18 protein-coding genes are annotated in these 19,575 nt (G+C 33.4%); 11 read left to right on the forward strand and 7 right to left on the reverse strand.

Annotated features, from left to right (window positions below):
• Positions 1–13 precede the first annotated feature (13 nt).
• Both OQK60_RS04020 and OQK60_RS04025 read right to left on the reverse strand, forming a co-directional pair.
• Complete coding sequence (locus OQK60_RS04020; RefSeq protein ID WP_297684308.1) at positions 14–973, reverse strand: HD domain-containing phosphohydrolase; 960 nt, start codon at positions 971–973, stop codon at positions 14–16.
• 76 nt (positions 974–1,049) lie between these two features.
• On the reverse strand, positions 1,050–3,530 hold the full coding sequence (locus OQK60_RS04025) for an EAL domain-containing protein (protein ID WP_297684311.1): 2,481 nt from the start codon (positions 3,528–3,530) through the stop codon (positions 1,050–1,052).
• A 110-nt stretch (positions 3,531–3,640) separates the two neighbouring features.
• Here OQK60_RS04025 and OQK60_RS04030 point away from each other — a divergent pair, with 110 nt between their 5' ends.
• From OQK60_RS04030 to OQK60_RS04070, 9 genes are all read left to right on the forward strand, one after another.
• Positions 3,641–3,961: a hypothetical protein gene (locus OQK60_RS04030; protein ID WP_297684313.1), complete on the forward strand. Its 321-nt coding sequence runs from the start codon at positions 3,641–3,643 to the stop codon at positions 3,959–3,961.
• A complete protein-coding gene (locus tag OQK60_RS04035) occupies positions 3,961–4,578 on the forward strand; it encodes a type III pantothenate kinase (RefSeq protein ID WP_297684315.1) in 618 nt (205 codons plus the stop codon). Before OQK60_RS04030 ends, OQK60_RS04035 begins: the two co-directional genes overlap by 1 nt.
• Positions 4,572–5,198, forward strand: a complete 627-nt coding sequence (gene hisG, locus OQK60_RS04040; RefSeq protein ID WP_297684318.1) for an ATP phosphoribosyltransferase — start codon at positions 4,572–4,574, stop codon at positions 5,196–5,198. Before OQK60_RS04035 ends, hisG begins: the two co-directional genes overlap by 7 nt.
• Positions 5,199–5,897, forward strand: coding sequence for a class I SAM-dependent methyltransferase (locus OQK60_RS04045; protein ID WP_297684319.1), 699 nt, complete (start codon positions 5,199–5,201; stop codon positions 5,895–5,897).
• Positions 5,898–5,904: 7 nt separating this feature from the next.
• Entirely contained in the window at positions 5,905–6,315 is a 411-nt protein-coding gene (locus OQK60_RS04050; RefSeq protein WP_297684321.1) for a hypothetical protein, read from the forward strand.
• A 48-nt stretch (positions 6,316–6,363) separates the two neighbouring features.
• Complete coding sequence (locus OQK60_RS04055) at positions 6,364–6,624, forward strand: hypothetical protein (protein ID WP_297684323.1); 261 nt, start codon at positions 6,364–6,366, stop codon at positions 6,622–6,624.
• A 23-nt stretch (positions 6,625–6,647) separates the two neighbouring features.
• Positions 6,648–7,292, forward strand: a complete 645-nt coding sequence (locus OQK60_RS04060; RefSeq protein WP_297684325.1) for a class I SAM-dependent methyltransferase — start codon at positions 6,648–6,650, stop codon at positions 7,290–7,292.
• A 65-nt stretch (positions 7,293–7,357) separates the two neighbouring features.
• On the forward strand, positions 7,358–7,987 hold the full coding sequence (locus OQK60_RS04065) for a YceI family protein (protein WP_297684327.1): 630 nt from the start codon (positions 7,358–7,360) through the stop codon (positions 7,985–7,987).
• 79 nt (positions 7,988–8,066) lie between these two features.
• A complete protein-coding gene (locus OQK60_RS04070) occupies positions 8,067–9,824 on the forward strand; it encodes a methyl-accepting chemotaxis protein (RefSeq protein ID WP_297684329.1) in 1,758 nt (585 codons plus the stop codon).
• On the opposite strand, the gene pdxA is transcribed toward OQK60_RS04070, so the two are convergent.
• The 3 genes from pdxA to OQK60_RS04085 all read right to left on the reverse strand — a co-directional run bounded on the left by pdxA (position 9,814) and on the right by OQK60_RS04085 (position 13,577).
• Complete coding sequence (gene pdxA, locus OQK60_RS04075; RefSeq protein ID WP_297684331.1) at positions 9,814–10,731, reverse strand: 4-hydroxythreonine-4-phosphate dehydrogenase; 918 nt, start codon at positions 10,729–10,731, stop codon at positions 9,814–9,816. The genes OQK60_RS04070 and pdxA overlap by 11 nt on opposite strands.
• Entirely contained in the window at positions 10,728–11,510 is a 783-nt protein-coding gene (locus tag OQK60_RS04080) for a pyridoxine 5'-phosphate synthase (RefSeq protein WP_297684811.1), read from the reverse strand. Before OQK60_RS04080 ends, pdxA begins: the two co-directional genes overlap by 4 nt.
• Positions 11,511–11,642: 132 nt before the next feature.
• Entirely contained in the window at positions 11,643–13,577 is a 1,935-nt protein-coding gene (locus tag OQK60_RS04085; protein ID WP_297684333.1) for a thioredoxin domain-containing protein, read from the reverse strand.
• Between the two features lie 193 nt (positions 13,578–13,770).
• Between OQK60_RS04085 and OQK60_RS04090 the strand changes: the two genes are divergently transcribed.
• Positions 13,771–16,074 (forward strand): EAL domain-containing protein, encoded by a 2,304-nt coding sequence (locus OQK60_RS04090; RefSeq protein WP_297684335.1) that lies wholly within the window; start codon positions 13,771–13,773, stop codon positions 16,072–16,074.
• A gap of 70 nt (positions 16,075–16,144) precedes the next feature.
• Positions 16,145–17,914: a protein-disulfide reductase DsbD gene (gene dsbD, locus OQK60_RS04095; protein WP_297684337.1), complete on the forward strand. Its 1,770-nt coding sequence runs from the start codon at positions 16,145–16,147 to the stop codon at positions 17,912–17,914.
• A gap of 9 nt (positions 17,915–17,923) precedes the next feature.
• On the opposite strand, the gene OQK60_RS04100 is transcribed toward dsbD, so the two are convergent.
• Positions 17,924–18,667 (reverse strand): acyl-ACP--UDP-N- acetylglucosamine O-acyltransferase, encoded by a 744-nt coding sequence (locus OQK60_RS04100; RefSeq protein ID WP_297684339.1) that lies wholly within the window; start codon positions 18,665–18,667, stop codon positions 17,924–17,926.
• Entirely contained in the window at positions 18,667–19,575 is a 909-nt protein-coding gene (locus OQK60_RS04105; protein ID WP_297684341.1) for a Gfo/Idh/MocA family oxidoreductase, read from the reverse strand. Before OQK60_RS04105 ends, OQK60_RS04100 begins: the two co-directional genes overlap by 1 nt.

Raw genomic sequence — 19,575 nt, forward strand, 5'->3', positions numbered from 1 at the left:
AGATAAATACCCCTTAAGTTATAGATTTAAGACCAAGCATTAGATACTTTTGGTTGAATTTATTCATCATTGATGTATCTTTGATCATCATTTTTAAAGCATCAAAAGAGCTGTACTCTTTTCTGTGAGGTCTATTATTTGTTAGTGCATCAAAAACATCACAAATTGCTAAAATAGACGCAAAGTCACTTATCTCATCACTCTGTAAGCCCTCTGGATAGCCGCTGCCGTCGTATCGTTCGTGATGATGAATAATTGCATCAAGTATGTATGGGTCATGTATATGATTTTTTTTGACAATATCAACACTGTATTGGCTGTGTTTACGAATCTCTTTGGTCTCTTGTGGTGTGAGTTTGTTTTTTTTATCTATTATCATTTTATCGATTTTTTTATAGCCAACATCGTGCAGAAGTGCTGCGATACCGACTTGTGTTAATTTCTCTTTAGTAAAATTGAGCTGCACACCGAGTTTTACTGCATAAATAGCTACATGTATTGAGTGAGTTGATAATTTATTGTCATTTAGTAAAAACGGCAGTGTCTTTTTCATAAAATTTTCATCGTACTTTATTAGATAGATAATGGATTGAACAATCAAATTAGCGCAGTTTGAATCAAATTTATCATCTTTATTTGAGAGGTACATGTCAAAAAACTCATTAGCAATTTCATATAGTAATTTAACTCTTTTGTCTGTGTTTTCACGGTTATATCTGATATAGTATTTTAATGTTTCACAAGTTAGTATCTGTTTATCTTTATCTTTTGACAACATATAAAGTTTTTCTTGTTTTTTTAATTTGGTATATAGCGACTCAGAGAGCAGGGTTCCCGCTTCTATAATAATCACATAATCTTTGTCTTTGTTTATGAAAATATCAAATGGCACTGTGTCGCCAACTTCTACAGAATTTACATCAAACAGCAGATATGATTTAAGATAATTTAATTTCGTTTTTACAATTTTCATAACAAGAGTATATCACTATTAATGTAAAAAGTTGATGATAAATTTTGTTCATGCTACGCATAAAGTAGAGCTATATTTATGAGTTTTTAAAGAAATTCATCCAAGTAGTGTGATTTTTCAAAAGTTCTACAAAATCATGACTTGAAAGTGCTTTTGAACATATATGTCCTTGCCCTTCATCACAATCAAGTTCTTGCAAGAAACTGACTTGTTCTACTGTTTCTATTCCTTCTGCTGTTATTGATAACTCCATCACTTTTGCAAGTGCAACAATGATTTTTGTAATCTTTACATCATCATTGTTATGAGGGATGTCATCTATAAACGATTTGTCAATCTTCAAGCGAGTAATTGGCAGGCGCTTTAGATAGCTCATAGATGAGTAACCTGTTCCAAAATCATCTATGGCCAAATCTATCCCAAGCTCGCGCAGTTGGTGTAATTTTTTTATAGCCTCTTCACTATTGTCTTGGATATAACTCTCTGTAATCTCAACTTCTAACGAACTTGGAGAAATACCGCTGTTTTTAATGTTGCGTTTTAAAACTTTTACGACATTGTCCTTGGCAAATTGTATATTTGATACATTTATGCTGACTTGCTTAATATTTAGTCCAAGCTCTTTCCATAAAGCAAAATCTTTACATGCCTGCTTTATAATCCATGCTCCAATACTTACAATTTCTCCGCTCTCTTCGGCTAAAGGGATAAAAGCATCAGGTGATAAAAATCCAAGTCTTTTGTTGTTCCATCTAATGAGTGCTTCAGCACTACATATGCTACCGTCTTTGAGTGAAAATTTTGGTTGATAAAAAAGGTCAAACTCACCCTTTTTGAGTGCTGATTTTAGCTCACTGAGCATAAGAGCTCTATTTTTAAGAGAAACACTAAGCTCTTCACTGAAGAATTGGTAAGTGTTTCTACCTGTATCTTTAGCATGGTACATTGCCAAGTCGGCATTTTTTAGCAGTGATGTAGCATTATTTGCGTCATGTGGATAAATAGATATACCGATGCTGCCGGTTATATTAATCTTGTGATTATCAATAATAATCGGTAAAGTAAGCTGTTTAAGAATTTTTTGAGCTATCTCTTCAGCTACAACAATTGAGTTTAAATCTTCTATAAGCACATTGAACTCATCCCCTCCGATTCTAGCTAAGAGATCGTTTCTTCGCATTATCTCAACTAGGTTTGAAGAAACTTGCACAAGAAGTTTATCTCCAAAATTATGACCAAAAGTATCGTTTACATTTTTAAAGTCATCAATGTCTAAAAAGAAAACCGCTATTTTAGTGCCTAGTCTGTCTGCTCTGCTTATTGCATCTTCTAGGCGCGCGTTAAACATGTATCTGTTTGGAATTTTAGTGAGCAGGTCTTGCTGGACCATAGAATCAAGAGCATACTCACGCTTTTGAATTTCATTGGCCATTTCGTTAAAGCGAGTAGAGATTAAACCAAATTCATCATTATTTTTTATTTTTGATCTATATGTATAGTCGCCATCAGCAATAATATCAATTCCTTTAATTAATCGGCGAAGAGGGATGGATAAGAGTCTATTTAAGATGATAAGACTGATCAACACTGTTATTACAACGATAATAAGTATGTTTTCTACCAGATTGTATCTGCTTTTTAAAAGTGCAGAATAAAGTTCCGTCTTATCCATTGTTGCAGTAAAAACTACATGCTGAGTGTCCAAAGGAATGCTTGCTTTGCTAAAATATTTATATTTATCTTCATTCAAGGGCAGGTCAATTATTGTAAATCTTGAAAAAATCGAGGGTGTGTTTCTCTCTTCTTTGCTGTCGTTAAAATAGTAATCAACAGTTATATTTTCTTTGTATACTTGTTTATTTAGATATTTAGTTGAAATATTATTGTTTATTTTTACATATCCGATTATCTCATCTGGCTTATTTTGGTTTTCTTTGATGATAGTGTGAGTAGTCTCTAGATTTAAATAGTTAAGTGAATGTTGATAAAGTATTTTTTTGTTGTTTTTTAATGTAGCTGCTTTGTAGAGCTTAGTAGCTATATGATCCGGCGCAGAAGACAGATGATACGGGCTGTTTGCGCCGATTTTTTTTGTATGATAGCTTGCTTTTTTATTTTTGTAAGATACAAATCCTTGAAATAGCTCATATTCTTCATGATCTGTATAAGCAAGTAGCTCGTGTTGGCTGTTGTATATTGCTATATGATCATTAAAATTCTCTTGTCCTTTATCTAAAATTATTTTGAGCAGCTTTTTTTTCTCTTTATCAATCTCTCTGCTGCTTGCTGTTTTTTGATAGTTTTGTATAGTATCCAATGAGTCTATTATTAATTTGTTTTTAGAAATGAAGTAAGCATCTGAAAGTACTTGTTTTTCGGTGCGTTTAAGTTCTGAAGAGATACTGTAAAAGACTTCTTTAAAGTTATCTTTTAAATCTTTATGAAAAAAAGAGTGTATATAACCATCAGCAGTCAGACCCATTGTGACAGAAGAAGCTATAATGAAAAAGAGAGTGTAAAACATAAGTTTATATTTTAGTGGAAAAAAAACTTTCAAGTAACATCAACCTTTTTTAAAAAAAATTATACCAATATTATGAAAAATATAGCTTAATAAGCATTGTTTAGATAAAATCATAAAATTAATCAAAAGGTGAAAACATAGATATGCAAATGGTAGTTGACTCCCTAAGAGCCAAAGGGAAAATTTATAAAAAAATGCAAGAAGTAGCTCCTAAAGACTTAGGTATAAGAAATAAAATAAAAATATATAAAGCTACGGATGTATCTGGCTATTTTTGGGCAATTTTTGCAGTTAGTCAAAAGAGTAGAGTGCTGATGAAAGATGTTCACAAATTTGAAGAGATTTATGCAAAGCTGACTCTGTTTTGCGAACATAATTTTAAGCATAAGATTATCTTTATCGATGCACCGCTTTGCTCTAAAGCTAAAGATGCCTTTAAAACTCAAGGCTGGAAAATCCAGTAATGCTCCTATGTGATATTGGAAACACCTCGTACCATTTTTTAAAAGATGAGCAGGACTTTAAAGAAGATGCTCTTTCGTTTAATCCCTCAAGTATCAAAGAGAGAGTTTTTTACATCTGTGTAAATCCACATGTCAAAACTGCTTTAAAAGAGTTGCAAAACTGGATTGATTTGTCTCTACATGTAGATATGTCAAAGTACTATGAAACCATGGGTATTGACAGAGCGGTTGCTTGTGAAGCGATAAGTGATGGAATCATTATAGATGCTGGAAGTGCCGTTACTGTTGATGTAGTGAATAATAAAAAATATGAGGGTGGTTTTATCTATCCGGGTATTAAAGCTATGCATGAAACTTATAAAAATATTTCATCCGCACTCGATTATTCATTTAACTTTGAGTGTGACTTAGATATAATGCCAAAAAATTCCCAAGATTCCATAAGTTATGGATATCTAAAAACATTTTATAGCGAAGTTATGTCACATAATAAAAAGATATTTTTAACAGGCGGAGATGCAAAAAAGTTTGCAAAAATATTTCCAGACGCTAAAATAGATGATAAACTGATATTTAACTCAATGAAAAAGATAATAAAAAAGGCTGATTTATGCTAACAGTTGCACTTCCAAAAGGTCGTATTGCAAAAGAGACTTTAGAGATTTTTGAGACTATCTTTGGTAATAGTTTCAAGTTTGATGATAGAAAACTTATTTTAGATACACCAAAATTTCGTTTTTTACTTGTAAGAAACCAAGATGTGGCAACCTATGTTTATCATCAAGCAGCTGATATCGGAGTAGTTGGACTAGATACTTTAGAAGAGCAGGGCTTGGATGTCATTAGATTGCTTGACTTAAAGCGCGGTATCTGTAAAGTCTCTATCGGTATGAAAAAAGGTGAAAAACTTGACCTTAACAAGCCCGATATAAAAGTGGCATCTAAGATGGTAAACATCACTAAGCGTTACTTTGAAGAAAGAGCTGTTTCTGTTGACATCATCAAACTTTACGGTTCAATTGAGCTTGCTCCAATCATCGGGCTTGCAGATATGATAGTTGATGTTGTTGAGACCGGCGCTACAATGAAACAAAACGGTTTGGAAGTTGTAGAAGATATCATGACATCATCAACTTATCTTATAGCTAACAAAAACAGCTATATCGCTAAAAAAGATGAAGTTTTAGACATCTATGAAAAAATCAACAAAGTTATTCAAGCGGAACAAAAAGCCTAGATGACAAATTTAGACCTTTATGCAAAAGCTGAACATCTTCTAGGAATCGAAGAAGCTACTGAGGCTCTTTACGACCTCTACCGCTCAGAACTAGATGATTACAATATAAAAACACTATTAGATGTTGGTTGCGGTCGCGGCGGATTTATGCAACGAATGATAAGCGACGGAGTGACATGTAGAGGTGTTGACCTTAGCTCTGTTATGGTTGAAGAGTGTAAGCAGCAGGGTCTTGACGCTGAGTGTATAGATGTAAGTGAAGTGCAGGGCAAATATGATGCTGTTGTCAGTATATTTGATGTGCTGAACTTTTTGAATGAAGAGGAACTTGTTAAATTTTTAGATGCAGTTGCCCAAAGATTAAATGATGATGGAATCTTTATAGCAGACATTAATACCCGTTATGGTTTTAGTGATGTTGCAGAAGGAACTATGAGCAATGATACAGACAAAGAGTTTTTGGTTGTTGATGCTGCATTTGAAAATGATGAATTACACACAAAATTTACTCTGTTTCAAAAAGAAAATTCAGAAAAAAACCAAGATAACATGTATAAAAAGTACCAAGATACTATAGTTCAGTATTTTCATAAAATAAAAACATTTCAAAATCTTTCAGGCTTAAAACTTATAGATAAACAGACTTTTTCACTTTATGACACAGAAGATAAAACACTTCTTATATTCAAGAAGAGATAGCATTTTGTTGCGTTTTGTTTTTGTTCTTTTGTTAGTGCTGCTAAGTGGCTGCAGTGATAACTCCATTGTTAAAATCTACGATAACAGCATCTCAGATAAAAAAATAACATGTATGCGGCTTGTAGTTTTTCCTCCCAATGAAATGATTGAGATCACTCTTAAAAACAAATTTACATTTGAAGATAGTTGTGATTTAAGATTGGAAGTTTTTACAAAGGGAAATATACATTGCAACTCAAATCAAAACTCACAAACAAAAGCCTTAGGTAGTATGCCTAGTTCTTATCTGCGCATGAAGATAACTAAAGATAACAAAACACTATACAGTTACTATATAGATATAAAAGATGAGATAAAAGATACACATATAAAAGCCGGATTCTCAAAGATGCAAAAAGATTTGATTATTGTTCGTTGATTACAGACAATTAGTAGTATAATTTAAAATAAAACATAAGGAAATAAAATGAGTCATAAACATCAAGTTAAAATAGAAAAATTGTTCGAGCACCCGGCATCAGGTAATATAGATGTAAGAAGATTGATAAGTGCGTTAGAGCATTATGGTGCAGAGGTTGAGATTACAAAACATAACAAGGCTAAGATTCATATTCGCGGTAAAGAGCATGTTTTGGCACTTCCTCATAATAACGACATGTCAAAAGACAGTCTTTCACAGTTAAAACACTTCTTAGAAGAAATTGATTTAGTTCCGGGTAAGCTGTAGGTTCGCAAAACAGTTTTAAAATAGTGAAAAAATGTAAAATCTGTCAAAGTGACACAGATGTTATTAGTGATAAAAAAACACAAAAAATCTACCACACCTGTTTGACATGTGAGTATATATTTTTGGATGAGAAGTTTTACATAGATGAAACTCATGAGAAAAAACACTACGATAAACATCACAATAATTTTGAGTCGCTTGGATATGTCCAAATGTTCGATAATTTAATAGATGAGTTTATAGAGCCGAATAAAAACAGTATAAATACTGCGCTTGATTTTGGTTGTGGCGAAGGTGAAGTCTTGCCCATTTTATTAGAAAACCGAAATATTAGCTGTGACAGATATGATCTGTTTTATTTCCCCAAAAAAATATATGAAGACAAAGAGTATGATTTAATCACTTCAACGGAAGTCGTTGAGCACTTGGCAAATCCACTAGAGATGTTAAAAAAGTTACTCTCACATGTAAAAAGAAACGGATACCTGCTTCTTATGAGTGCCTTTCATCCAAGCGATGATGAAAAGTTCTTAAAATGGTGGTATATTCGTGATATAACACACATAGGTTTTTTTAACATGTCAACATTTAAGTACCTTGCAAAAGAGTTAAATATGAAAATAATCAACCACAATAATAAGAATATTATTATTTTTCAAAAACAATAAAATAGTTTACTTTATTGTAAGAATGAGCAGTTATACTCACACTGAAAAATAATTTAAGGAAAATCATGAAAAAAATAATTCTTTTGTCGTTAATGATAATAGCTATGGGTGCTTCTGCGAGTGCGAGTGCAAAAAGTAGTTGTGAACTCTCTCAAGTTGGAGCTGTTAATGTGAGCTGGGAAGCATACAAAACAGCTTCAAAAGCCGGTGTTGGCGGAATATTTGACTCTGTTAAATATACTCCAATTGAAAAAATGGGAAAAAACTTTAGTTCTATTTTAGTTGGTTCAACAGTTAGTATAGATACTACAAGTGTTAACACTAAAAATAAAGGTCGTGATGATACGCTGGTTAAATTCTTTTTTGAGCAGATGAGTAGTAAAAATATAGATGCTAAAATAGTAGATATTAAAGCTGATAAAAGAATCAAAGATGCTCCAAGAACCGGAGTAGTAACAATAGATGTTACAATGAACAGTGTTACTAAATCAGTACCGATGAAGTATAGCTTTAGCAAAGGACTCTTTACAGCAAAGGGTGTTATTGATATTTTAGATTTTTCTGCCTCTAAAGCATTAAATTCAATAAACAAAGCATGTTACGATCTTCATGCCGGTAAGACTTGGAGTGATGTAGCAATAAGTTTTAATACTAAAATTGAAGCAGTTCTTTGTAATACAAAACCATTAGAATAGTTTTAATATAGGTTTTACCACCACTTAAGTTGTTTTGTGCCAATATTGTCATATAAATAACTTAAGGAACTTCCCTCCAATGTATAAAAATCTCTCAATAAAGATGAAAATCTTTGTCCCTGTAATACTCGGCTCTATTATAAGTATAATATTTATAGCATATACCGTTAATGTTATTAATGAAAAAAATATGCTCCAGCAGAGTGTAAAAGCAGGTGCTGCCACAGTTGAGCAATACAAAAAAATTCGTGAATATTACACAAAAAAAGTTGTTGTTCCTGTTAAAAAAGAACAAGCTATGAAGATTAATTTTGACCATGCATCAAAAGCAGATACTATCCCACTTCCGGCAACTATGGTTCATGATTTGAGTGAAATAATCTCTGAAAACGGCGATGGAATGCAGCTAAAACTTTATAGTAGCTATCCATTTCCTAATCGTGCTTCAAGAGAACTAGACTCATTTGCTAAAGATGCACTTGCTAATTTTGACAAAGGCTCTACGGAAGCTTTTTCAAGGTATGAAACCTTAAACGGTAAAGAAGTAATCAGGGTGGCTATAGCTGATTATATGGTCGCTGATGCTTGTGTTAAGTGTCATAACACAAGAGCCGATACTCCTAAAAATGATTGGAAACTTGGGGATGTGCGCGGTGTTTTAGAAGTTGTCGTTCCGATTGAAGACCAAATAGCTGCATCAAATAATATTATTAAGATAACTGTTGCTTGGATATTTTTACTTGAAGTCCTTACATTTATATTGCTGTATTTTGTTATAAACAGATATGTAATAAAAGAGCTTAATAATTTTTCAGGCGGATTGGCTAATTTCTTTAAATTTTTATCAAAAGAAACGAACGAAGCTGAAACGATCAAAGTTAACAGCAATGATGAAATTGGTAGAATATCTGCCTCTATTAATGAAAATATTGAAATGGTTAAGAAAAGTATTGAAGAAGATATCGCTCTAATAAATAATGCTACATTGATTACTAAAGCTATATCTGATGGAGATATATCTAAAAGAATAAGTGTAGGAACATCAAATCCAACTCTTACAAACCTAAAAAATGTGTTTAATTCAATGTTGGATAACCTAGAAGCTAATGTTGGTTCAGATATAAACAGTATTGAAGAAAGTTTGACTTCGTTTACAAATATGGATTTTACGGCAGGATGTCCTGATTGTAATTCAAAGCTTGATGATATGATATATCAACTGGGTGAAGATATATCCAAAATGTTGGTTAACAATTCAAATAACGCACATGAACTTCAAAATAGATCAAGTTCGCTAAACGAATTTGTAAAAGAACTTATTGAAGCTGCCAATAATCAGTCAGAAAACACTCAAAAAACTTCAGAAGCAACTCATGATATTACAGTAAGTATTAACAGCATGGTTGAGCAGGCAAGTGAAGTTGGCGTGCAGTCTCAAGAGATTAAAAATGTCATTAATATTATTGGAGATATTGCAGAACAGACAAATTTATTGGCTTTAAATGCTGCTATTGAAGCTGCTCGCGCCGGAGAACACGGTCGTGGATTTGCTGTTGTAGCAGATGAAGTTAGAAAGCTTGCTGAGAAAACTCAAAAATCACTCTCAGAGATTAATATTAGTGTTAACACTTTAGTTCAATCAATCTCTACTATTGTCGAAGGTTTGGAAATACAAGCAGATAAGCTAGATAGTTTTAATGAGTTTATAGACTCAATGAACAGTAGTACTCAAAACTCATTGGATGTTGCCACTAAAACAGGCTCTCTGGCTAAAGAGTTAGACAATAGTGCTACTGTAATCCTTGATGATATAAATAGTAAGAAGTTTAGGCAATAAAACCAATAGCACTCTTAATCGCATTTATATAGCTAAGAGTATTTGCCTCTCCCTTATATGCGATATCAAAAGCAGTTCCATGATCAACTGATGTTCTGATGATTGGCAGGTTTAGTGATATATTTACACTCTCATCAAAGTAGAGTGCTTTTAGAGGCGTTAAACCTTGGTCGTGATACATTGCAGCAAAGTATTTGAATTTTTCTCTATTGTGTGGTGTGAAAGCAACATCCGGAACAAGGGGACCGACAAACCGCTCAAAACCAATTTGTAGATTTGCGCTTTTTATTGCTTTTGTGATTCTAAGCTCTTCATTACCTAAAACACCGTTGTCACCGGCATGTGGATTTAGTCCAAGAACAGCTATCTGCTCTTTTGGGATGGATTCATTTAAATCTAAAAAGAACTGTTTTAATTTTTTGTATTGTATCTCATGAGCGACATCTTTTAGTGGAATATGTTCAGTATATAGAGCAACAAACATCTTTTCGCACCCAAGCATCATAATGGCATCTTTTTTAAAGTACTGACGCAAAGCATCGGTATGCCCTTTGAATTTTAATCCTGATTCCATCCATGCCTCTTTATGAATCGGCATAGTTACAAGAGCATCAGCTTCTTCGCGTTGACAAAGAATAACTCCGTGCATAAATGACTCAAAAGAGTAACGACCAGAAGGAACTGAAATTTCTCCCGGTTTGATATCAAAATCACCATCAACAAATGATACTTCTAAGTCATCGGGCAAATCTACATGTAGAAGTTTGGCAGCTTGACTTAACATGTATTTGTTTATGCAGTATATTGGAGTACATAACTCTGATATCTCTTTATGGGCTTTTAGAGCTATCTCTATTCCAACCCCGTTTAAATCACCAACACTTATAGCAATTTTAGGCTTACTCATCTAGTTGTTAACTTTTTCATCTCTTTAACAGCTTCTGCCAAGCCGCTAAAAACACTTCTTGCAATGATACTTTGCCCGATATTTAACTCTGTTATCTCTTGTATATTCATCATATGTGAAACATTATGATAGTTAAGACCATGTCCGGCTGCAACTTCAAGTCCAAGTTTTTTTGCATGTTTAGCTGCTATTTCAATATCTTCTAATGATTTTTCAAGTCTGCTTTGAAGCTCATAGCGGGGAAGCTGTAACTCTTTTATAGAGTGATTTGAGTAAGAAAGTGATGAGTTAAGCATAGCAAATATATTTGCAAATGAACCGGTATGAAGTTCAACCATCTCTGCTCCCAACTCTTTAGACTTATCCATAGCTTCTATAGTCGGGTCAACAAAGAGTGAAACAGGGATGATAGAATCGTGCAGCTGTTCTATAGCATATCTTATCTCATCTTCATAAGTAAAAACATCAAGTCCGCCTTCAGTAGTTACTTCTTCTCTTTTTTCAGGAACAAGAGTAGCACGGTGCGGTTTTAAACTAGAGACTATATTTAAAATATCTTTATCTATCGCACATTCAAGGTTTACAGGCAGAGTAGAATGCCGTATGATATCTTTTACATCAATATCTTGTATATGACGCCTGTCTTCTCGCAAGTGTATAGTAATTTGATCAGCACCATTTGCACATGCAACATAAAGTGCATTTAAAATATCCGGATCATTTACTCTTCTTGCTTCTCGAAGCACTGCTACATGGTCTATATTTACACCAAGTGTCATTTTGTTCATATATTATTTAGATCTGTGTAAAGGATGCTGATAATCATTACGCTCACAAGCAGTAAATATAGATGCGATTCCAAGTGCTAATATAATAGCTAAAGTAATTTTTTTCATTTTAATCCTTTGTTGTTAAAAAGTATTTGAGATTATATCATTAATTTTATTTATACTGTCTGTATTGGCAAAACAGCTTTTAGAGCCACAAATCATGTAGTCTGTATCATCGGTTGATTTTTTCAGAATAAACGGATACTTAAGTGAAGCAAGCTCAAAAGAGTTTGCTTCTATATTGTTTTTAGTTGATTTTATAATTCTGTCACCTTTTAAATACCTTAGTGTTTGTTTTAACATGTAAGGATAGATGACAGGTCTGCGTCCAAGTTCATAAGAGTTGTATTCTAAAGTTTTAAATGCAAAATGAGTATACTTGTCATCTTCAAGAAGTGTCGTTAAAGATATAAGTACATCAATCATAATACTAACTGAACTTGTGTAAGTGTTGTCTGCTATGTCCGCTTTTGTTTCAAACTCTCCAATGCTAAACTTCCAAGTACCATTTTTGTAAAATTTTTCTAACGCTATATTTGTCAGATGCTGAGCACGGATTAGATAAACCTCTTCAGATGTTGCAGTATATGCAGATATTAAAGCTTGTGAAAGATAAGCATAGTCTTCAAGAAAAGCTTCAATTTTTGGAGTTTTATGTATAAGAGTTGTGTGGTAAAGTTTGCCGTCAATATACATAGTGTTTAAAAGAGCATTTAAGCTATCAATGCCCCTTTGCTTGTAATTTTTAGATATATTCCCTAAAGAAAAAAGTGCCTTAATCATCATACTTGACCATGATGTTTGAACTTTTCTATCTACAAACGGATACTCTCTTTTAGACCTAATGCTGCTTAGTAAGATCTTGATATTATCAAAATCCTTTGGTATTTGACCTTCTTCAAAACGAATGATGTTTTTGCCTTCAAAGTTTCCATCTTTTGTAACACTGAGTGATTTTAAAATATCTTCTATATTTTCATAATCGTTTTGTTTTAAAATCTTGTAAACTTCATCGTATGTGTATGTAAAGTATGTTCCCTCTTCACCTTCGCTATCTGCATCACTCGCAGAGTAAAAGAGGTCATCTTCACTCATAAAATTATGCCAAAAGTCAGCAATCTCTTTTGCTACATGTAGATGTGCTTCGTCTTTGTATGTCAGGTAACTATTTGTGTATAATTCACAAAGCAGGGCGTTATCGTAAAGCATCTTTTCAAAATGAGGTACTATCCACTCGTTATCCACAGAGTAGCGGCAAAATCCGCCGTCAACCAAATCATACATACCGCCTTTTTTCATACTGTTTAGGGTGTGTGTCAGCATTGCTTTGGCCGCTTTATCATCATAGAGTTTATCAATTGTTAAGAGTGTACCGAGTGTACTTGCATGTGGAAACTTAGGAGCAACGGAAAAACCGCCGTCTTTTGTTTCATAGTTGTTTTTTACTTGAAGCATAAAGTTTTTAACAAAGTCCTCTTTTAAAACAGTTGCTTCTTTTGGATGCTCTTCGTGGTTTAAAAAACCTTCAACTTCATCGGCATTTTTATACAGCTGCTCATCATTTTGAGAGATTTTTTCACCTATAAGTCTTGTCAGTTCCTTAAAACCCATCCCCTCAATACTGCCTTGCTTTGACTCAGGCGGTATGTAAGTTCCAGCAAAAAATGGTTTGTTTTGAGGTGTACAAAAGATAGAAGTAGGCCATCCTCCCGGTCTACGGTTTAAGAGCATGTGAACTTCTTGATAGTGTTTATCTATATCTGGTCTCTCTTCGCGGTCAACTTTTATAGACACAAAGTGCTCATTTAAAATATCTGCACACTCTTGGTTTTCAAATACTGTCTCTTCCATTACATGACACCAGTGACAAGAGGAGTAACCTATACTTATAAAGATTGCTTTGTTCTCATCCTCTGCTTTTTGAAATGCCTCGTCACACCATGGGAACCAATCTACAGGGTTGTTTTTGTGCTGTTGTAAATATGGACTATCTTCTTTTTCTAGTCTATTTGACATGTTAAATTCTTTATATTAATTTATTAATTGTAGAGTATGAAAATATTGATGATGTTTTGCTTAAAATTTTTATTATTAATTTAATTTTTGTTTTCCTTGATACAAGCACCGTTATTTACTATAGGAAATTCGTTATAATTACTACATTGTTCTTACGGTTGGTAGCTAATACAATTTATAACAAGAGAGACATATGAGCTTTAGTAAAAAAATAATAATAAGTATTTTGTTTTTGCATTTTGTAACTTCTGCAGTTCTTATGTATCTAGGTCATTATCAATATATTACAGTGTTAGATATGACTGTCAAAAAGAAAGAGCGGGATGCTGTTTACTTGGTTAATAGTGTTTTTGATGAAATAAAAAATGAATACACCTCCATAGGTCATGAAATATCAACAAATAAAGATATTGTTGCAGCTTTTGCCAATAAAGACCGAAAAAAACTTTTAAATTTGACACTTCCAATCTATAAAGAATTAAAAAAAGAAAATGAATATTTATATGTAATGCATTTTCATACTGTTGATACACATAGTTATTTACGCGTACATAAACCAGAAAAATTTGGAGATGACCTTTCTCTTTTGCGACCGCTTATTGTTAAAACAAACGAATCAAAAAAAATGCAAAAAGGTTTAGAAACAGGGAAGTTTGGTATTTATTATAGAGTGTCCTTTCCTGTATTTAAAGAGGGAAAACATATAGGTGCTTTTGAATTGGGTGTCGATATAAAATACTTAATGTCAAGAATTTCGACATTAAATATATTTAAACCTGTTTTAGTTCTAAGAAAAAAAGCTGTTGAGCCGATACACAAATATAATAATAATTCCAATGAATATCTGAGTGAATATACAAAAGATTATTTCATAGTTAACTATGAATCTGAGATTAAAGATAAAATACATGTAATTGATATTATGGATAAAAACATAATTGATGATAGTTATTATATTACAACAGTCAATAATGAAAAATATTTAGTTTTTCATAGTGTCTCTTTAAAAAATTATAAAAACGATTCAATAGGTTATTTCGTATTTATAGATAAAATGGACTACTATATGGATACCATAATGTTTTTAAGATATTTTTCTATTATAACTTCGTTTGTACTTATTTTAATAATTGTTGTATTAATTATTAAACTAATCAGTAAATATACCTCTGCGCTTAATAAACAAAAAGATATTTTAGCTTATCAGGCGCATCATGATGTTCTTACAGGCTTGCCAAACCGTATACTATTTAATGATAGATTAATGCAGTCGATTAAAAACGCAAAACGAAATAAAGAAGAAGTAGCACTACTGTTTATCGACCTTGACAGATTTAAACATATTAATGACTCTTTGGGTCATGTGGTTGGAGATAAAGTTCTTCAAGTAATAGCAGGCAGACTTAACAATATTGTTCGTGATGAAGATACTGTAGCACGCTTGGGAGGCGATGAGTTTACAATTATTTTACATGGACTCAAAAAAGAAACAGATGCATCTCTTTTGGCGCAAAAAATACTTCGATCAATAGCTGAAGTAATGTTTATTGACAGTCATACTTTATATATTAGTACAAGTATTGGAATTAGTGTATATCCGGAAGATAGTAAAGATATAAACCATCTTATAAAGTATGCTGATGTTGCCATGTATAAAGCAAAAGAAGAGGGTAGAAATAATTTTCAGTATTATTCATCAAATATGACAGACCTTGCATTTGATAGAGTTGTTATGGAGACAAATCTTCGTATAGCATTAGAAAAAGAACAGTTTGTCGTCTATTATCAGCCGCAGGTAAATGCTCAAAACAATAAAGTTATCGGTATGGAAGCTTTAGTTAGATGGCAGCATCCAACTATGGGACTGCTGCTTCCCGATAAGTTTATCCCATTAGCTGAAGATACGGGATTGATTGTTCAACTCGATAGATGGGTTATGAAACAAGCTATGCAACAGATTGCAAAATGGAATAAACAGGGTATAAATACCGGAGTTCTTGCTCTGAATCTCGCGATGAGACAACTTTATGAAGAAGATTTTATTCATATGTTTAAAAAAATGATAAATAAAACAGGGTGTAAACCGGAATGGCTTGAACTTGAAGTTACTGAGGGAGACATAATGAAAAAACCTCAAAATACAATTGAAATTTTAAATCTAATCAGTGATATGGGTGTAGAATTGGCAATTGATGATTTTGGAACAGGTTATTCATCTCTATCTTATTTGAAACGCCTGCCAATAAATAAATTAAAGATTGACCAGTCATTTATTAAAGATTTACCAAATGATGAAGAGGATGCCAGTATAACAAAAGCAATAATATCTTTAGCAAAAAGTTTAAAGCTAAGTGTGATTGCCGAAGGTGTAGAAAATGAAGAACAAAAAGAATTTTTACTAGAAAATGGTTGTACAAACATCCAAGGTTACTTCTACGCTAAGCCGATGCAAGCGCAAGATATTGAACAGATTTTAAAAGACGAATACATAATATAAGCAATTGAGTGTATTGGTTGGTACTTAATTTGGTATAATTGCATATGTTATATTAATTGAAAGATATTTTATGAAAAAACTTATTTTGCTTCTGTGTTTACCGCTATTTTTATTTGGAGCGCAGCCAAAATTTTTGATGCCAGATGAAGCATTTATCCCAACTGCTAAACTTAATGAAAAGATGCAGATTGAAGCTACAGTTGGAACCGGTAAAGATATATATCTATATGCGGATTCAATTAAATTCAAAATCAAAGACGGAAGCGGCATAAGCGTTAAAGATTTTACGGGTCCAAAGAGTGTAGACCATGATGGTGAGATAGTTTATTTAGATTCACCTACTTTTACGATAAATTTACAAAAAAATGCTGATGTAACCGGCATTAAAACTGCAGAGTTTCAACTATCTTATCAAGGCTGTTCAGAGCAGGGACTATGTTATGAGCTATATACAAAAGCCTTTAAATTTGACATAGACAGTTCAAAACTCCCATTATCCTTATCTGCTTCTACAAAACCAACAGAAGATAAAAATGTAAAATCAGACTCTAAAACTGAGTTATCCACTACGGATAGTATTGCTGAGAGTATAAAATCAGGTAATGTATTGGTTGTTCTTTTGACTTTTTTTGGATTTGGACTTCTTTTGTCGCTTACTCCATGTGTTTTTCCTATGATACCAATTATCTCCGGTGTAATAATGAGTCAAGGCGAGGGTATTACAACTAAAAGAGCATTTATGTTATCAGTTGTATATGTTCTTGCTATGGCAGTGGCATATACGATAGCGGGAGTTTTAGCAGGTCTGTTTGGCTCAAACTTACAAGCTGCTCTTCAAACTCCTTGGGTTATTTACTCTTTCTCGGGCGTCTTTGTCGCACTTGCTTTGAGTATGTTTGGTTTTTATGAACTTAAACTTCCAGACTCTCTTGTAGCTAAAGTCAGCGCAACTAGCAAACACGGCGGCTACATCGGCGTGGCGATAATGGGCTTTTTGTCTGCTCTTATAGTCGGACCTTGTGTTGCTGCTCCTCTGGCTGGTGCTTTAGTATACATAGGTCAAACCGGTGATGCTATGTTAGGTGGCGGTGCGCTCTTTTTTATGAGTATAGGTATGGGACTTCCTCTTATTGCAGTTGGTGTTAGTGCAGGTAAGTTTATGCCTCGTCCAGGTGCATGGATGAATATGGTAAGTGCTATATTTGGTGTTATGATGCTTGGAGTTGCTATTTGGATGCTAGAGCGAATTGTTGACAACTCTATAACAATGCTTCTGTATTCAATGTTAGGAATAGGTTTTGCAACCTACTTGAACTCTTTTGACAAAGAAGAGTCTCATACATTTAGTAAAAGTATGGCAGTTATAATTTTTATCTACTCCGTTGCTCTGTTCATCGGTGTGCTTGGCGGCTCAACAAGTATGACAAAACCTTTAGAGTTTTTAAAACCACAAGCTGGCTCTTTTTCTGCAACTTCTGATAGAGAACATCTCAAGTTTACTAAAGTGACTTCTATAGAGCAATTAAATGTAGTTTTGGCAAAAAACAAGGGTAAAAAAATCTTGCTTGATTTTACTGCTGAGTGGTGTGCTGTATGTAAAGAGCTAGACGAAATAACATTTGCTGATAAAAAGGTAAAAGCTAAAATGGGTGAGTTTGTTCTTGTTAAAGCGGATGTTACCGAGAATAACAAAGCCCAAAAAGACTTAAGTAAAAAGTACGGTGTCTTTGGTCCGCCGGTAATAATGTTCTTTGACGAGGATTCAAAACTTCTAAAAGCTAAGACAATTGTTGGATTTATAGGGCCAGATGAGTTCTTAACTCATCTAAGCGGTATATAGTATATCTAGTTAAATATTGCTATTGGCAATAAAAGAAGTGAATTTTTTAACATACTCATTTTCGTGAGTATCTGCTATTTCACGAGCAAGCTTTTTATCTACACCGTCACCTAAAACTTTTTTATATATAGCTTTAATCTCTTCTATGTCATCTTTATTTTCCAGTCTCCTTCTGAGACCGATTATGTTAAGACCTTTTACTGTGGCAGTATTGCCCTCAACAAGAGTAAAGGGAGGTATGTCGTGATTTACAACTGATGCACCACCAATCATAACTCCCGTGCCGATTGTGTTATTTGCTTCAACAGTGCTAAGTCCTCCGACGATAACCCTCTCTTGACATTTTACATTTTCATAAAGCTTAACAGCATTTGTAAGTATGCAAAAATCACCCATCTCTACACCTGAGAGTATTTGAACATAGCCCATTAAAAAGTTATTTGCACCGATAATGATTTTTTTATTGGTTCCATCATCAGCTTCTTGAGCCCCTATTTGAGAAAATTCTCTAATATGTGTTTTGGTGCCTATTTCTATTTCTGAGTCTTCGTTTCCAATAGCAGTAAAACTAAATATCTTAACATCTTCATCAACTGTGAGTTTGCCTTTTAAGATAACATTTGATTCAAGTCTGCATCCGGATTTTAGTTCAACATCTTTGCCGATGTTGCAAAAATGTCCTATAACTACATCAGACGCTATCTTGGCACCATCTTCAATAACAACTGATTTGTGTATGTTAGCTTTTGACATTATTTGCTCGCAATTTCTAGTGTTATTATGCTGTCTTGTACAGAAGCCAACGAACCAATATCTCCAGTTTCTAAGTAATGCACAAATGCTTCAAGTTCATCTTGCAGGGCATTACTTCTTTGAACAAAGCAGTTTTTAGTTATGTGAGAATTGGCATTTATATTTATGCGCTCTTTAAGGCTTTGAGACAGCAAATCAGCCTCAAAATATTTTATCTTGCTCTCTTTGTCAACCCTACATGCTACTGCAATACTTCTTTTTCTGTACGGAGTAAGCCAGTTTGTAGTTATATCTCCGACTATCTCATCTTCTAGTTCAAATGCCAGTATTGCATTGTCTTCGTGAGTTTTATGGATTTTTTGAGATTTAAATACGGCACTTTTTACAATATTTTTATTTGTGATAAATCTAATCAAGTCGCTGTCGTGTACTGAAAGGTCAGTTAATATCCCAACATCTGCGATGCGCTCTGGAAAAGCACCGCTGCGGGTAATAGAGATAGAGAGTATCTCATGGTCTTTGATTTCATTCATTAAAGATTTTACAACCGGATTGTATCTTTCAATATGTCCTACACAGCTTTTGAGGTTGTGTGCCTCTATAGCTTTTAGCATCTCTTTTGCATCTTCTACACTTGAAGCTGCCGGTTTTTCGATGAACATGTGGATTTTTCTGTTTGCACAGTTTATAGCTATATCTTTATGTAAAAAAGTTGGAGTAACTATTATGATGGCATCAGGTAAGGTTTCATCTAACATAGTATCGAGGTCTGTAAAAAATGGCTCTTCATATTCATCGTTTTTTACTACATCACAAAGACCTACAATTTTTACGCCGTTTATTTTTTTTAGAGTATTGTAATGGTTTTTGCCCATTACACCAAGACCAACAATTGCTATGTTTTTCAT

It is taken from the genome of Sulfurimonas sp., from assembly GCF_026196735.1.
Lineage (GTDB): Bacteria > Campylobacterota > Campylobacteria > Campylobacterales > Sulfurimonadaceae > Sulfurimonas.

Bases quoted from the DNA above. Each gene is read 5' to 3' on its own strand.
- OQK60_RS04105 (WP_297684341.1), bottom strand. From the start codon at position 19,575: ATGAAAAACATAGCAATTGTTGGTCTTGGTGTAATGGGCAAAAACCAT.
- OQK60_RS04090 (WP_297684335.1), top strand. From the start codon at position 13,771: ATGAGCTTTAGTAAAAAAATAATAATAAGTATTTTGTTTTTGCATTTT.
- OQK60_RS04070 (WP_297684329.1), top strand. From the start codon at position 8,067: ATGTATAAAAATCTCTCAATAAAGATGAAAATCTTTGTCCCTGTAATA.
- OQK60_RS04065 (WP_297684327.1), top strand. From the start codon at position 7,358: ATGAAAAAAATAATTCTTTTGTCGTTAATGATAATAGCTATGGGTGCT.
- OQK60_RS04030 (WP_297684313.1), top strand. From the start codon at position 3,641: ATGCAAATGGTAGTTGACTCCCTAAGAGCCAAAGGGAAAATTTATAAA.
- hisG (WP_297684318.1), top strand. From the start codon at position 4,572: ATGCTAACAGTTGCACTTCCAAAAGGTCGTATTGCAAAAGAGACTTTA.
- OQK60_RS04035 (WP_297684315.1), top strand. From the start codon at position 3,961: ATGCTCCTATGTGATATTGGAAACACCTCGTACCATTTTTTAAAAGAT.
- OQK60_RS04020 (WP_297684308.1), bottom strand. From the start codon at position 973: ATGAAAATTGTAAAAACGAAATTAAATTATCTTAAATCATATCTGCTG.
- OQK60_RS04045 (WP_297684319.1), top strand. From the start codon at position 5,199: ATGACAAATTTAGACCTTTATGCAAAAGCTGAACATCTTCTAGGAATC.
- OQK60_RS04055 (WP_297684323.1), top strand. From the start codon at position 6,364: ATGAGTCATAAACATCAAGTTAAAATAGAAAAATTGTTCGAGCACCCG.
- dsbD (WP_297684337.1), top strand. From the start codon at position 16,145: ATGAAAAAACTTATTTTGCTTCTGTGTTTACCGCTATTTTTATTTGGA.
- OQK60_RS04080 (WP_297684811.1), bottom strand. From the start codon at position 11,510: ATGACACTTGGTGTAAATATAGACCATGTAGCAGTGCTTCGAGAAGCA.
- pdxA (WP_297684331.1), bottom strand. From the start codon at position 10,731: ATGAGTAAGCCTAAAATTGCTATAAGTGTTGGTGATTTAAACGGGGTT.
- OQK60_RS04100 (WP_297684339.1), bottom strand. From the start codon at position 18,667: ATGTCAAAAGCTAACATACACAAATCAGTTGTTATTGAAGATGGTGCC.
- OQK60_RS04085 (WP_297684333.1), bottom strand. From the start codon at position 13,577: ATGTCAAATAGACTAGAAAAAGAAGATAGTCCATATTTACAACAGCAC.